The following is a 14,993-nucleotide window of genomic DNA, read 5'->3' as shown; positions in this document are numbered from 1 at the left end:
TTTTGACCAAAAGCAATCGACAGACAAATAAAAGCCGCCCAAACAACAGGCGGCTTTTCTGCTTTATGCGCGTGATTAAAGCGCTTTCAGAATCGCGTCCACGCTCGCTTTCGCATCGCCGAACAGCATCTGGGTGTTCTCTTTAAAGAACAGCGGGTTCTGCACGCCGGCATAGCCGGTGTTCATCGAGCGTTTGAAGACGATAACGTTCTGCGCCTTCCACACTTCCAGCACCGGCATCCCGGCAATAGGACTCTTCGGATCGTCCTGCGCGGCTGGGTTAACGGTGTCGTTCGCGCCGATAACCAGAACGGTATCGGTGTCGGCGAAGTCGTCGTTAATTTCGTCCATTTCGAGCACGATGTCATAAGGCACCTTCGCCTCTGCCAGCAGCACATTCATATGCCCCGGCAGACGCCCGGCAACCGGGTGAATACCGAAGCGCACCTTGATGCCGCGCGCGCGCAGCTTCTCGGTGATTTCCGCCACCGGATACTGCGCCTGCGCGACCGCCATGCCGTAGCCCGGGGTGATGATGACCGAGTGCGAGTTTTTCAGCATCTCGGCGGTTTCTTCCGCGGTAATTTCGCGGTGCTCACCCACTTCTTCTTCGCTGCCGCTTGAGGAGCCGTCGGTACCAAAGCCGCCAGCGATAACGCTGAAGAACGAACGGTTCATCGCTTTACACATAATGTACGACAGAATGGCACCGGAAGAACCGACCAGCGCGCCGGTGACGATCAGCAGGTCGTTGCTGAGCATAAAGCCCGCCGCCGCCGCCGCCCAACCGGAGTAGGAGTTCAGCATGGAGACGACTACCGGCATGTCTGCCCCGCCAATTGACGCCACCAGGTGCCAGCCAAAGGCCAGCGCGATAACCGTCATTACCAGCAGGCACAGAACCTGGGTGCCAACGCTGTCGGTACGCACAAAAGCGACCATCAGCAGGAAGGAAACCACCAGCGCCGCCAGATTCAGCTTGTGGCGGTTTGGCAGCATCAGCGGCTTCGAGGACATCTTGCCGCACAGTTTGCCGAACGCCACGATAGAACCGGTGAAGGTCACCGCACCGATGAAGATACCGAGGAACACTTCGGTCAGGTGAATATTGACCAGAATCTGGTCCATGCCGGTTTCGTGCTGCAGGTAGCTGTTGAAGCCCACCAGCACCGCCGCCAGACCCACGAAGCTGTGCAGCACCGCCACCAGCTCCGGCATTTCGGTCATTTCCACTTTCTTCGCCAGGCGAATACCGATCGCGCCGCCGATAATCATCGCCAGCAAGATCCATGCGACGTTGCTGGTATCCGGCCCGAAGATGGTGGCAATCAGCGCAATGGCCATACCGGCAATACCGTAGTAGTTTCCCTGCTGTGACGTTTCGTGTTTAGACAAACCGGCCAGGCTGAAAATAAACAGGACGGCGGCAACAATGTATGCAGCTGTGACTAATCCTCCAGACATGTGTTACCCCTTATCCTTTGCGGAACATTTTCAGCATGCGCTGAGTGACGGTGAAACCACCAAAAATATTAATGCTGGCGATCAGCACCGCGATAAAGCTCAGGAAGCTCACCCAGCCTCCGTGGCCTATCTGCAGTAATGCTCCAACCACGATAATGCCCGAAATGGCGTTAGTCACCGACATCAGCGGCGTGTGCAGCGCATGAGAGACGTTCCACACCACGTAGTAACCAACGACGCAGGACAGCGCGAAGACGGTAAAGTGGCCGAGGAACTCTTTCGGCGCCACGTTCGCCAACCAGCCAAACAGGATAATGACCAGCGCAATCAGCGCGTATTTCCGCCACGGCGACGCCGGTTTTTCGGGTTCTTTTGCTGCCGGAGCTGCTTTTGGCGCAGCCTGCGGCTGGGCAGAAACCTGAATCGGCGGTGCCGGCCAGGTGACTTCCCCTTCGCGGATCACGGTTACGCCGCGAACCACGACATCGTCAAAGTCGATGGCGATATTGCCGTCTTTCTCTTTGCACAGCAGCTTCAGCAGGTTCACCAGGTTAGTGCCATACAGCTGGGAGGACTGCGTCGGCAGGCGGCCAGCCAGATCGGTATAACCAATCACCTTCACGCCGTTTGCGGTGGTGACGATTTCATTCGCCACGGTGTACTCACAGTTGCCGCCGTTCTGTGCGGCCAGATCGACAATGACGCTGCCCGGCGTCATGGAGTCGACCATTTCGCGGGTGATCAGCTTCGGTGCCGGTTTGCCCGGAATCAGCGCGGTGGTCACGATAATGTCGACCTCTTTTGCCTGGGCGGCAAACAGGGCCATTTCCGCAGCGATAAACGCCTCGGACATGACTTTGGCATAGCCGTCTCCGCTGCCGGCTTCTTCTTTGAAGTCCAGCTCGAGGAATTCGGCGCCCATGCTCTGCACCTGCTCTTTCACTTCCGGGCGAGTATCAAAGGCACGGACGATCGCGCCAAGGCTATTTGCCGCGCCAATGGCAGCAAGCCCGGCAACGCCCGCGCCGATCACCATCACCTTGGCCGGCGGCACTTTACCCGCAGCGGTAATCTGCCCGGTAAAGAAGCGGCCAAACTCGTGGGCGGCTTCAACAATGGCGCGGTAGCCCGCGATATTTGCCATCGAGCTCAGCGCATCCAGCGACTGCGCGCGGGAAATACGCGGCACAGAATCCATCGCCATCACGTTAATATTGCGCGCGGCGAGTTTCGCCATCAGCTCGGCATTTTGTGCCGGCCAGATAAAGCTAATCAGCGTGGTGCCCGGATTCAGCAACGCAATTTCTTCATCCAGCGGCGCGTTAACTTTGAGAATAACGTCGGATTGCCAGACATCGTCACCTGAGACGATTTCCGCCCCAGCCTGGACAAAGGCGCCATCATCAAAGCTGGCTAATTTTCCTGCACCACTCTCCACTGCCACGCTAAAACCGAGTTTCAGCAGCTGCTCTACCGTTTTCGGCGTTGCTGCAACTCGCGTTTCCTGGGCCCACCTCTCTTTCGGTACACCAATACGCATAACGATTCCCTTATAGCGGTTCTTATTTGATGGTTTGCCGTTTTGTCAGTTTGTTGCGGATACCCCGTCAGTGACCAACAGGCGAACAACCTGAATAAATAAAACAGTAACAAACTTTCTATAACCTACTGAAAATACCGATTGTGATCTAGCGCCGAAAAACAGTATTTTTGCATTAAATGCCAAATAAGGAGTTCCGGCCGCTGCAAACAGCGATATTTACCCCCATTTGAGTCGCGAACCTCATAATTCGCTTCATCTCCGTGGGAAAACATGATTTTTCGCGGGCGCAGCAGCGCGTTTAACATTCCATTAACTTAAAAAAGTCATATGGTTGACCGCTTTTTCTGGTCAAGCGCCCGTTTTTTCAACATATCAGGAAAAGTTATCCAAAACCGTCACCGGGTTCGCATCTGAAGTTAAAAATGACGCAGACAATGGCGTCATTTCAATGCCATAATCAGACGTTTTCCCATTAACAACATGACCCGAATTTGGTTTGCGCAAGGCGAAGGATTATTTTTATGAAGCTTAAGAACACCCTCCTCGTGTCCGTCATGCTGTCTGCCGCGGCAATGTCCGCCCAAGCAGCCACCGAGCTGACCCCGGAGCAAGCGTCCGCATTAAAGCCCTATGACCGCGTAGTGATCACCGGTCGCTTTACCGCCATTGGCGACGCCGTCAATGCGATGTCACGTAAAGCGGACAAAGAAGGCGCAGCCTCTTTCTATGTTGTCGATACGTCTGACTACGGCAACAGCGGCAACTGGCGCGTGACGGCTGACCTCTATAAACAAGATGCACCGAAGGCCGACACCCCGAAAAACCGCATCATCAACGGCGTAATGGAACTGCCGAAAGATCAGGCCGTTGAGCTGGAGCCGTACGACACCGTTACCGTGCAGGGCTTCTACCGCAGCCAGCCGGAAGTCAACGACGCCATTACTAAAGCCGCTAAAGCAAAAGGCGCAGACTCTTTCTTTATCGTGCGCCAGGTGGATGCCAACGACGGCGGTAACCAGCGTATTACTGCCTATATCTATAAAGCTGATGCGAAAAAACGTGTGCTGCAGAGCCCGGACGCCATTCCGGCTGACTCCGATGCGGGTCGTAAGATGCTGGCAGAAGGTGGCGAAGCCGCGAAACAGGTTGAGATCCCAGGCGTAGCCACCACGGCCGCAGTGGGTTCCGGCACCGGCGTAGGCCGCTTCTTCGAAACGCAAACATCGAAAGGCGGGCGTTACAGTGTCACGCTGCCGGATGGCACCAAGGTTGAAGAACTGAATAAAATCACCGCTGCGCAGATGATTCCGTTCGACAGCATCAAATTCACCGGTAACTACGGCAACATGACCGAAGTGTCTTACCAGGTGGCCAAACGTGCCGCTAAGAAAGGCGCTAAGTACTACCATATTACCCGTGAATGGCAGGAGCGCGGCGGCAACGTCACCATCAGCGCCGACCTGTACAAGTAAGCCACAGCAAAAGGCGGCCCCGGCCGCCTTTTTTATTCTTTTCCTGCCATCCTGTGTTGCATGTCTGCAGCGCTCTCCGTAAAATCGCCGCCTTCAGCGCAATCCTCCATTTTTATGCGATTTCGCCAAATAAATATTCTGGTTCTTCTCTTTCCACAACAGGATTCACATGGAAAAGAAATTAGGGCTTAGCGCCCTGACCGCTCTGGTTCTGAGCTCGATGCTCGGCGCCGGCGTTTTTAGTCTGCCGCAGAACATGGCGGAGGTAGCCAGCCCGGCAGCGCTGCTGATTGGCTGGGCCATTACCGGCGTCGGTATCCTGTTTTTAGCCGTCGCTATGCTGGTGCTGACGCGCATTCGCCCCGATCTTGACGGCGGCATTTTCACCTACGCCCGAGAAGGCTTTGGCGAGCTGATTGGCTTTTGTTCGGCGTGGGGCTACTGGCTCTGTGCGGTTATTGCCAACGTGTCGTATCTGGTGATTGTCTTTTCCGCCCTCAGTTTCTTTACCGATACGCCCGAACTGCGTCTGTTCGGTGACGGCAATACCTGGCAGTCGATCGTCGGCGCGTCGGTGCTGCTGTGGGTCGTCCACTTCCTGGTCCTGCGCGGGGTACAGACCGCCGCCAGCATTAACCTGGTTGCCACGCTGGCGAAGCTTGTGCCGCTAGGCCTGTTCATTGTGCTGGCCGCCATCGCGTTTAACAGTGATATCTTTACCCTGGATTTCCACGGCATCGATCTCGGCGTGCCGGTGTGGGAACAGGTGAAAAACACCATGCTGATTACCCTGTGGGTATTTATCGGCGTGGAGGGCGCGGTTGTTGTCTCGGCGCGTGCGCGCAATAAAAAAGACGTGGGCCGCGCGACCCTCCTGGCGGTCATTTCCGCGCTGGGGGTGTATTTGCTGGTGACGCTGCTGTCGATGGGCGTTGTCGCTCGCCCTGAGCTGGCGGAAATGCGTAACCCGTCAATGGCCGGGTTGATGGTGCGAATGATGGGGTCCTGGGGTGAGATTGTCATTGCCGCCGGGCTGATTGTTTCCGTCTGCGGTGCCTACCTCAGTTGGACGATTATGGCGGCGGAGGTCCCGCTGCTGGCCGCTACGCACAAAGCGTTTCCGCGTGTCTTTGCCCGCCAGAATGCTAACAATGCGCCCTCGGCCTCGCTGTGGTTAACGAACCTCTGCGTCCAGGCAAGCCTGGTGCTGATCTGGCTAACCGGCTCAGATTACAATACGCTGCTGACCATCGCGTCCGAAATGATCCTTGTACCTTATTTTCTGGTGGGCGCATTTCTGCTGAAGGTCGCCCGTCGCCCGCTGCATAAGGTGATTGGTATCGGCGCCTGTATTTATGGCTTATGGTTATTGTATGCGTCCGGCCCGATGCATCTGCTGCTGTCGGTGGTGCTTTACGCGCCGGGTCTGTTAGTGTTTATCTATGCACGCCGCACGCATCAGGATAATATCCTGCTCAAGCGCCGCGAATTAGCCTTAATTGGCCTGCTTCTGCTTGCCGCCGTGCCGGCAACGTGGATGTTGATGGGGTAACGCGTGTCGCCCCATCGTCGACAACATATGGAGATAACGATGGGAAATACGCTATCACGCCCCGTTCTGATAACCGGTGGAGGTCGCCGCATCGGCCTCGCCCTTGCCCACCATTTTCTCGCCCAGCAGCAGCCGGTGATCGTCAGCTACCGTACCCGCTACCCGGCCATCGATAGGCTGGAACAGGCCGGGGCGGTCTGCATTCAGGCCGATTTTTCCCACGATGATGGAATCTATACCTTTGCCGAGGCGGTAAAATCACGCTGCAGCGGCCTACGCGCCGTGCTGCACAACGCCAGCGGCTGGCAGGCGGAAAGCCCAACAACCCCGCTGAGCCATGTGCTCAACGCCATGATGCAAATTCACGTACACGCCCCCTACCTGCTTAACCATGAGCTGGAAGACCTGCTGCGCGGTCATGGGCACGCCGGGAGCGATATTATTCACTTCACCGACTACGTGGTTGAACGCGGCAGCGATAAGCATATTGCCTATGCCGCCAGTAAAGCCGCGCTGGATAATATGACCCGTTCGTTTGCCCGTAAACTGGCGCCGGAAGTCAAGGTTAACGCCATTGCGCCTGCGCTGGTGCTGTTTAATGAAGGCGACGATGCGGACTATCGTCAGAAGGCGCTGAATAAATCGCTGATGAAAATCGCCGGCGGCGAGAAAGAAATTATCAACCTGGTTGAGTATATTCTCACCAGCGATTACGTCACCGGCCGCTCCTACGCCGTCGACGGCGGGCGACCGCTGGTTTAAAGGTTAATGCAGGCGGCCCCATAGGAAAATCAACAGCCAGGCGCTGACGCCCCAACAGGCGACGGCGCCTGCTAATGCCAGCGGCAGACGCATCATGCCGGTGAAATACCACAGCGATAGCAGATACAGAAAGTACGGAATAATCGACCATATCCCAAAAACGATAGTGGCCCGCAGCGCCTCGGTGCCACGCTCGCTGGCAACGATATAGTGCGCAATCAGCGCAAAGGTAGGAAACAGCGGAATCAGTCCGGCGATGGCGTAGTTTTTCGTTTTTGCCAGAATGCCGATCAGTACCACCACCAGCGCGCCAAGCAGCGCCTTAATTAACAACCCCATCTTATTATTCACCAATATACAACATGTTGCTCCAGCATAGCGGAAGCGGTGCCATTAATGAATGGAAATTCAACGGTATTGCCAGCCCCCATTTTAACACGGCCGCAGGGGCGGCTTTTTGTGGCAGCAAAATCGCGCGCAGTGTATCGTAGCTTTTTTTAAGCCAGTGCGTAGAGTCATGAATAAGATCGTTTATGTTGAGGATGATCCGGATGTAGGCGCGTTGATCGCCGCTTATCTGGGTAAGCATGATATGGATGTGGTGGTCGAGCCACGCGGCGATAACGCCGAAGCAACCATTGCCCGCGAACAACCGGACCTGGTGCTGCTGGATATCATGCTGCCGGGCAAGGACGGCATGACGCTGTGTCGCGATCTGCGCGGCCAATGGCCGGGCCCGATCGTGCTGTTAACCTCACTGGACAGCGATATGAACCATATCCTGTCGCTGGAAATGGGCGCGAACGACTATATCCTGAAAACCACCCCACCGGCCGTGCTACTCGCGCGCCTGCGCTTGCATTTGCGCCAGCGCCCTACCGGCAGCAGCGCAGCAGCGCCCGCCCAGCCGGCGCTGACGCCGCATAAAGCCATTCGTTTTGGCACGCTGGCGATCGATCCGGTCAACCGCCAGGTGCTGCTGAGCGGAGACTCCATTGCCCTTTCCACCGCCGACTTCGATCTGCTGTGGGAGCTGGCTACCCATGCCGGGCAAATTATGGACCGCGACGCGCTGCTGAAAAATCTGCGCGGCGTAAGCTATGACGGGATGGATCGCAGCGTCGATGTGGCTATTTCACGCCTGCGCAAAAAGCTCCAGGACAGCGCGACGGAGCCTTATCGTATTAAAACCGTACGCAATAAAGGTTATCTTTTTGCGCCACATGCCTGGGAATAGCCATCAGCATTTTATGCTGGTGCTAAAACTATAACCCTCGAGAGACAGCGCACCACCCACCTTAAAAACAGCGTGTTTATGCTGCCAACGGCGCAAATCTTCGCCACATGGCAGCATTTTCTGCAATTACTCCGCAGCCAGATTCAGCGCAGCGGTGTTCACGCCGCGGGCAAAGCCATTTTCCAGTAGCCCAAGGGTCACGTTGTACACGTCCTCAGCGCTAATGCCTGCGTTCTCAAGCGGAAAGCTGAGCACCGCATCGCGAATCACCGTTATTGACAGCCCCAGGTCGGCCGCCATACGTACGGTAGAATTCACGCAGTAACCAGCTACGGCACCGATGACGGCAAGATCGTTTATCTGCGCACGCTTTAACCCGTCATAAAGATCGGTGGAGCTAAAGGCCGACGATGTGGTCTTGATAAATACCGCTTCACCGGCACGCTCTTCAAAGCCGGCAACGGGTTGAAACTGGGGTGAGTCCCGGTGCATCGGTGAGCTAGGCTCCAGCGTTTCGTGGCGCACGTGCAGCACCGGCTTGCCTGCCGCCCTGAATGCCGCAATGGCGGTGCGCATATTGTCGATACTGTTGGTGGGAAAATAAGCCATGCCCCCGGCGATTCTTTCCGGAACAAACCCCTGCATATCGATGATCAGTAACGCTTGCATAGCACCCTCGCGCGAACGGAAAACCACCAAACTACGTCCGTCACGCGAGGATAGCAAGCTGCTGATTTTAGGGTGTTAGCCTAAATAGCTGCGCGGAATAGTAGATCACTGAAAGGGAACTCAGCCCGGATTGCGCGATCTGATCATTCGCCAAACCAACCAAAACCACCAACCGGACTGAGCGATGCCGATCATAGCACCAATACCCCGTGGCGAACGACGCCTGATGCAGAAAGCTATTCATAAAACGCGCGATAAAAATCATGCCCGCAGACTCACGGCCATGCTGATGCTTCATCGGGGTGAACGGGTCAGCGATGTTGCCAGAACTCTCTGTTGTGCCCGTTCATCCGTTGGTCGCTGGATTAACTGGTTTACGCACTCAGGTATTGAAGGCCTGAAATCCTTACCCGCAGGGCGCTCCCGACGCTGGCCTTTTGAACATATCTGCACCCTGTTACGTGAGCTGATAAAGCATTCTCCCGGCGATTTTGGTTATCAACGTTCACGCTGGAGCACCGAATTACTGGCAATAAAAATCAATGAGATAACCGGTTGCCAGTTACATGCAGGAACCGTTCGCCGCTGGTTGCCATCTGCGGGGCTTGTATGGCGCAGGGCCGCGCCAACTCTGCGCATCCGTGACCCACATAAAGATGAAAAGATGGCGGTAATCCACAAAGCGCTGGATGAATGCAACGCAGAGCATCCGGTATTTTATGAAGATGAAGTGGATATTCACCTTAATCCTAAAATCGGTGCGGACTGGCAGTTGCGCGGACAGCAGAAACGGGTAGTGACGCCGGGGCAGAACGAAAAATACTATCTGGCCGGCGCACTGCACAGTGGCACGGGTAAAGTCAGCTACGTGGGCGGCAACAGCAAAAGTTCAGCGCTGTTTATCGCTCTGCTGAAGCACCTGAAAGCCACTTACCGGCGGGCGAAAACAATCACGCTGATCGTTGATAACTACATTATCCATAAAAGCCGCGAAACACAGCGCTGGTTGAAAGCAAATCCCAAGTTCAGGGTAATTTACCAGCCGGTTTACTCGCCGTGGGTGAATCATGTGGAACGGCTATGGCAGGCACTTCATGACACGATAACCCGTAATCATCAGTGCCGCTCAATGTGGCAGTTACTGAAAAAGGTCCGCCATTTTATGGAAACCGCCAGCCCATTCCCCGGAGGAAAACATGGTCAGGCAAAAGTGTAGCGGTATTAGGCGCAGCTATTTAGGGCCAGAACGTCATGAAAACGATCGCATCGCCACGATCTTTTTAACCTGGATATAGCCAGAGGTTTATAGGTTGTGTTGGTATCGTACGCCGACAGAATGCGACGCCGCATTATCATGTTTCATAAAATAAAAGCTGGTCAGAAACAGCCCCACCATAAACGGTATTTCGTACAACTCTTCCATCAGATCCGCATAATTCGGTTCACGCACAAACAAGGGTGCCAGCAGACGGTGATGTTCGATCGTGTCCGCAATCAAAAATGTCATCACCGTGACGGCCATTAACCACAGCGGCTTAGGGCTATCTTTAATGCGTCGAACAATCTCTTTACGCAGCGGCGACAACAGCAGAGAAAGAAGCACCCCTGCGACCAGTACCGTGGCTATCGCGTGAAACACAATACGCGGCGCATCAGGAAAATAAACGCGCCCCCAGCTGGTGCTGCGCCCAAGCAGCACCAGCCACCACAGCGTAGCCCACATCCAGAACTGTTTCTCGCCCGCCGGTTTTTCCCACGGCTTGCTGTAGCACACGGTAAACACGGCGCCAAACAGCAACCACAGCGCCTGTCCATTCTCGATATGTGTCACCAGCGCACCGTCGTCCAACGAAATACGCCACTCCGCCGCGAAAGGAAACAATGCGGAAAGCACCAGCAGGACCATCGCAGAGAATGAGAAGTGTGTGTCAAATTTCATCATCGTAATTTACCTTAAGAACCGACTTACGATAATAAAATTGAGAGGAGACAATACATTAGCATTGAATGCTATCTTCTTAAGGTTTTCTTAATATTCGCATCTTTGGCAAAAAACATTTAATGCTTTATTGCCCACACTTTTTGATCTGAGCCCGCACTGTATTTTATATAACAGCACATAATGCACAAATAGACGACGAGAAGAATATTCCTATCATCTCGTCATTATTCCGATCGTGACTATGATTGTTTAACAAGCCACCATCAGCGTGCATTGGCTTTATCGATCGCGTTATTTCCTGCCGTGCTTATGTTTATATTCACTCCCAATATGTCGACGGCATGACCGTCAGCGGCTAACGGCGTGGTATTAGGGGGATTTATCGGCAAATGAAATCACCGCTTCCCCGGCCACAGCCGCGGCGATTTATCTCGGTGACCCCGTGCGCTGCATGCAGAAAGTATGAATACAGTGTACTCTCCCGGGTACGCTGCTAACCGGCGGCTGGGTAGCGTTCTGGCCTGTTTGTACGCCAGAGTCATGCGCCCCCTCGCCACACCCTATTGAACGTTCGGTGGTTTTCGATGAAAAAGCTGTTTGTGCAGTTTTACCTGCTACTGTTTGTCTGCTTTCTGGTCATGACGATGCTGGTCGGGCTGGTCTACAAATTTACCGCCGAGCGTGCGGGGCGTCAGTCGTTGGATGACCTGATGAAAAGCTCGCTGTACCTGATGCGCAGCGAGCTGCGTGAGATTCCGCCGCGTAACTGGAGCAAAACGCTTAACGAACTGGATCTGAACCTGTCTTTCGATCTGCGCATTGAACCACTGAGCAAGTTCCAGCTGGCCGATAGCGCCATGCAGCACCTTCGCGCCGGTGATATCGTTGCGCTCGACGATCAGTACACCTTTATTCAGCGCATTCCGCGCAGCCACTATGTGCTGGCGGTCGGCCCGGTCCCGTATTTGTACTTTATGCATGAGATGCGGCTACTCGATATTGCCCTCATGGCGTTTATCGCCATTTCGCTGGCCTTCCCGGTATTCATCTGGATGCGCCCGCACTGGCAGGATATGCTACGTCTGGAAAACGCCGCGCAGCGCTTTGGCGACGGGCATCTGGGGGAGCGTATTCATTTCGACAGTTTATCCAGCTTCGAGCGGCTGGGCGTTGCTTTTAACCAGATGGCCGACAATATCAATGCGCTTATCGCCAGCAAAAAGCAGCTGATTGACGGCATTGCACACGAGCTGCGTACGCCGCTGGTTCGTCTGCGCTACCGTCTGGAGATGAGCGAGAACCTGACTGAAGCCGAGTCTCAGGCGCTGAATCGCGATATTAGCCAGCTGGAAGCGCTGATTGAAGAACTGCTGACCTACGCACGTCTTGATCGCCCGCAGACCGAGCTTTCTCTGACCACTCCCGACCTCCCGCGCTGGATAGCCGCGCACGTTGAAGATGTGCAAGCGGTGAACCCGCAGCGAGACATCACGCTTAAGCAGTTGACCCAGGGCGACTACGGCGCGCTGGATATGCGCCTGATGGAACGCGTTCTCGATAACCTGATCAATAACGCCATGCGTTACAGTCAGTCCCAGATTCAGGTCAGCCTGACCCTCAGCGGAAGCCAGGCCTGCCTGCTGGTGGACGACGACGGCCCGGGTATTGCCGCCGATGAACGCGAGCGCGTATTTGAACCGTTTGTTCGCCTGGATCCCAGCCGCGACCGCGCGACCGGCGGCTGCGGCCTGGGTCTGGCTATCGTCCACTCCATCGCCACGGCCATGGGCGGACACGCTAGCTGCGAAAGCAGCCCGCTCGGCGGCGCGCGCTTCAGTCTGCAATGGCCTATTTACCACTCTATTTCCCTGCCCGCGGCTAGCTGACCGCGGTTTGCACGGTGCCGAATCGTGGATTATAGTCACAACATCAAAAGTATGTTGTAACTAATTAACAACAGAGGAACGCGACCATGGCCAGTTACGATCTCGTTGAGCGCTTAACCGACACCTTCCGCCAGCTTGAACGCAACCTTGCCGAGCTGCGCAACGAGCTGTCTGCGTGCCGTCTGCTGACTGCCCGCATCTTCGCGCTGCCGGAAGTACCGAAAACCGCCGAGCACGCCCCGCTGTCGCGCATTCCGGTTGTCCAGCATCTCGGCCAGCCGGCGTTTGCCATGGCGCTTCAGCACTTCAGCCACCTGTTTATTCAGCAGCAGTCGGAAAACCGCAGCAGTAAGGCCGCGGTACGTTTGCCCGGCGCAATCTGCCTGCAGGCAGGCAGCGAACAGCACGATGCGCTCAGCCGCCGGGTCCAGCTGATTAACCGTCTGAAAGCCGAGCTGGAACAGATTATCACCGTTGATTCCGGCCTGCCGTCGGTGGCCCGTTTCGAATGGGTTCATCGCTATATACCGGGGCTAATTACCCTCAACGCCTACCGCTCGCTCACCCTGCTGCACGACCCGAGCACGATTCGTTTTGGCTGGGCCAATAAGCACATTATCAAAAACCTGACCCGTGATGAGGTGTTGGCACAGCTGGAGAAGAGTCTGAAATCGCCCCGCGCCGTGCCCCCCTGGACGCGGGAACAGTGGCAGGCGCGGCTGGAGCGCGAATATCAGGACATTGCCGCTCTGCCGCAAAAGGCCAGGCTGAAGATTAAACGCCCGGTGAAAGTGCAGCCCATTGCGCGCGTATGGTACGCCGGAGAACAAAAGCAGATACAGTACGCCTGCCCCGGCCCGCTGATTGCCGTCAGCAGCGGGCGCAACGGCGTCAGCGTACCGGATCTGGGCGAGCTGCTGGACTACGACGCCGATAATGTACAGCACCGGCATAAGCCGCAGGCACAGCCTCTACAGCTGCTTATTCCGCGGCTTCATCTGTGGCTCGCGACCGATTAACGCAGGCCCGGCAGGCTCCCTACCATCTCCTGCGGACGAACCCAAAGATCGAACTCTTCGGCGCTGAGATAGCCTAAAGCCAGCGCCGCATTTTTCAACGTCAGCCCCTCTTTGTGCGCCTTCTTGGCGATTTCTGCCGCTTTATCGTAGCCGATATGCGTATTCAGCGCGGTCACCAGCATCAGCGACTCATTAAGCAGTTGCTCAATTCGCTCGCGGTTTGGCTCAATGCCCACCGCACAGTGCGCGTTGAAGCTCTCCATGCCATCAGCCAGCAGTCGCAGCGATTGCAGCACGTTATGAATAATCATCGGCCGGTAGACGTTCAGTTCAAAGTTACCGGATGCCCCGCCCATATTCACCGCCACATCGTTGCCCATGACCTGGCAGCACAGCATGGTCATGGCTTCACACTGGGTTGGGTTGACCTTTCCTGGCATAATTGACGACCCCGGTTCGTTTTCCGGTATCGACAATTCACCGATACCGCAGCGCGGCCCCGATGCCAGCCAGCGCACGTCGTTGGCAATTTTCATCAGCGATGCCGCCAGCCCTTTCAGCGCACCGTGGGTATGCACCAGCGCATCGCAGGTGGCCAACGCTTCAAACTTGTTCGGCGCCGTTACAAACGGCTGCCCGGTCAGCACTGCCAGCTCTTTTGCCACGCGAACCGCATATTCAGGATGGGTATTCAGCCCGGTTCCCACCGCCGTCCCGCCCAGCGCCAGCTCGCTCAGGTGCGGCAGGCTCTGCTCCAGATGACGACGATTGTGCTCCAGCATGGCCACCCAGCCGGAAAACTCCTGCCCGAGGGTCAGCGGCGTGGCATCCTGAAGGTGGGTGCGGCCGATTTTGACAATATCGCGGAAGCGTTCGGCTTTCTGGCGTAACGTTTCCTGTAATATCGCAAGCTGCACCAGAAGATGTTCGCGCAGCGCGATGACCGCCGCCACGTGCATCGCCGTCGGGAACACGTCGTTAGAGCTCTGACTTTTGTTGACGTCATCGTTCGGATGGACCTTACGAGCCATCCCGCGCTCGCCGCCCAGCAGTTCGCTGGCGCGGTTGGCCAGCACCTCATTCATGTTCATGTTGCTTTGTGTGCCGGAACCGGTTTGCCAGATGGCCAGCGGGAACTCATCCTGATGACGGTTTTGCAGCACTTCATCGGCTGCCGCCATAATGGCACCGGCTTTATCCGCGGTGAGCAGGCCTAAATCCTGGTTGACCTTAGCCGCCGCGCGCTTGGTCAGCGCCAGGGCGTGAATCAGCGAAAGCGGCATTTTCTCCGTGGAAATACGAAAATGCTCCAGGGAGCGTTGGGTTTGTGCGCCCCACAGTTTGTCGGCGGGCACCTCGATAGGGCCCATTGAATCGCTTTCGCGGCGTGACGTTGTCATTACTTTCTCCTTGAATTCAAAGTGATTGTGAAGTGACAGTGCTCAAG

General features: G+C 55.8%; 13 protein-coding genes. 7 read left to right on the top strand and 6 right to left on the bottom strand.

What is annotated here, in order from left to right:
- Positions 1-75 precede the first annotated feature (75 nt).
- Together pntB and pntA are read right to left on the bottom strand one after the other, a co-directional pair.
- Positions 76-1,464 (bottom strand): Re/Si-specific NAD(P)(+) transhydrogenase subunit beta, encoded by a 1,389-nt coding sequence (gene pntB / locus H7R76_RS10910; protein WP_106926866.1) that lies wholly within the window; start codon positions 1,462-1,464, stop codon positions 76-78.
- Positions 1,465-1,474: 10 nt separating this feature from the next.
- Entirely contained in the window at positions 1,475-3,004 is a 1,530-nt protein-coding gene (gene pntA, locus H7R76_RS10905) for a Re/Si-specific NAD(P)(+) transhydrogenase subunit alpha (RefSeq protein WP_182930526.1), read from the bottom strand.
- Positions 3,005-3,528: 524 nt separating this feature from the next.
- On the opposite strand from pntA, the gene ydgH reads away from it, so the two are divergent.
- The 3 genes from ydgH (at position 3,529) to folM (ending at position 6,793) form a co-directional block, all read left to right on the top strand.
- Complete coding sequence (ydgH, locus tag H7R76_RS10900; protein ID WP_106926862.1) at positions 3,529-4,479, top strand: DUF1471 family protein YdgH; 951 nt, start codon at positions 3,529-3,531, stop codon at positions 4,477-4,479.
- A gap of 169 nt (positions 4,480-4,648) precedes the next feature.
- The gene (locus H7R76_RS10895) at positions 4,649-6,031 is read left to right on the top strand and encodes an amino acid permease (RefSeq protein WP_106926860.1); all 1,383 of its coding nucleotides are present in this window, start codon (positions 4,649-4,651) and stop codon (positions 6,029-6,031) included.
- 39 nt (positions 6,032-6,070) lie between these two features.
- Positions 6,071-6,793: a dihydromonapterin reductase gene (gene folM, locus H7R76_RS10890; protein WP_106926858.1), complete on the top strand. Its 723-nt coding sequence runs from the start codon at positions 6,071-6,073 to the stop codon at positions 6,791-6,793.
- A 3-nt stretch (positions 6,794-6,796) separates the two neighbouring features.
- On the opposite strand, the gene H7R76_RS10885 is transcribed toward folM, so the two are convergent.
- A complete protein-coding gene (locus tag H7R76_RS10885; RefSeq protein WP_182967737.1) occupies positions 6,797-7,132 on the bottom strand; it encodes a GlpM family protein in 336 nt (111 codons plus the stop codon).
- 178 nt (positions 7,133-7,310) lie between these two features.
- Between H7R76_RS10885 and rstA the strand changes: the two genes are divergently transcribed.
- A complete protein-coding gene (gene rstA / locus H7R76_RS10880) occupies positions 7,311-8,030 on the top strand; it encodes a two-component system response regulator RstA (protein ID WP_182930524.1) in 720 nt (239 codons plus the stop codon).
- A gap of 126 nt (positions 8,031-8,156) precedes the next feature.
- On the opposite strand, the gene H7R76_RS10875 is transcribed toward rstA, so the two are convergent.
- Positions 8,157-8,699 (bottom strand): isochorismatase family protein, encoded by a 543-nt coding sequence (locus tag H7R76_RS10875; protein ID WP_182967735.1) that lies wholly within the window; start codon positions 8,697-8,699, stop codon positions 8,157-8,159.
- Between the two features lie 184 nt (positions 8,700-8,883).
- Between H7R76_RS10875 and H7R76_RS10870 the strand changes: the two genes are divergently transcribed.
- Complete coding sequence (locus H7R76_RS10870; RefSeq protein ID WP_003033020.1) at positions 8,884-9,915, top strand: IS630-like element ISEc33 family transposase; 1,032 nt, start codon at positions 8,884-8,886, stop codon at positions 9,913-9,915.
- 87 nt (positions 9,916-10,002) lie between these two features.
- On the opposite strand, the gene H7R76_RS10865 is transcribed toward H7R76_RS10870, so the two are convergent.
- Complete coding sequence (locus H7R76_RS10865) at positions 10,003-10,638, bottom strand: hypothetical protein (RefSeq protein ID WP_182967956.1); 636 nt, start codon at positions 10,636-10,638, stop codon at positions 10,003-10,005.
- Positions 10,639-11,225: 587 nt separating this feature from the next.
- Between H7R76_RS10865 and rstB the strand changes: the two genes are divergently transcribed.
- Positions 11,226-12,527, top strand: coding sequence for a two-component system sensor histidine kinase RstB (rstB, locus tag H7R76_RS10860; protein WP_182928662.1), 1,302 nt, complete (start codon positions 11,226-11,228; stop codon positions 12,525-12,527).
- Positions 12,528-12,613: 86 nt separating this feature from the next.
- The gene (tus, locus tag H7R76_RS10855; protein ID WP_182930522.1) at positions 12,614-13,546 is read left to right on the top strand and encodes a DNA replication terminus site-binding protein; all 933 of its coding nucleotides are present in this window, start codon (positions 12,614-12,616) and stop codon (positions 13,544-13,546) included.
- Here tus and fumC read toward each other — a convergent pair.
- The gene (gene fumC, locus H7R76_RS10850) at positions 13,543-14,946 is read right to left on the bottom strand and encodes a class II fumarate hydratase (RefSeq protein WP_182967733.1); all 1,404 of its coding nucleotides are present in this window, start codon (positions 14,944-14,946) and stop codon (positions 13,543-13,545) included. The two genes, tus and fumC, sit on opposite strands and share 4 nt — an antisense overlap.
- Positions 14,947-14,993: the final 47 nt, after the last annotated feature.

The sequence above is a fragment of the Klebsiella sp. WP8-S18-ESBL-06 genome (assembly GCF_014169755.1).
Taxonomy (GTDB): domain Bacteria; phylum Pseudomonadota; class Gammaproteobacteria; order Enterobacterales; family Enterobacteriaceae; genus Kluyvera; species Kluyvera ascorbata_B.
This window is presented reverse-complemented; position numbering and strand designations above follow the sequence as displayed.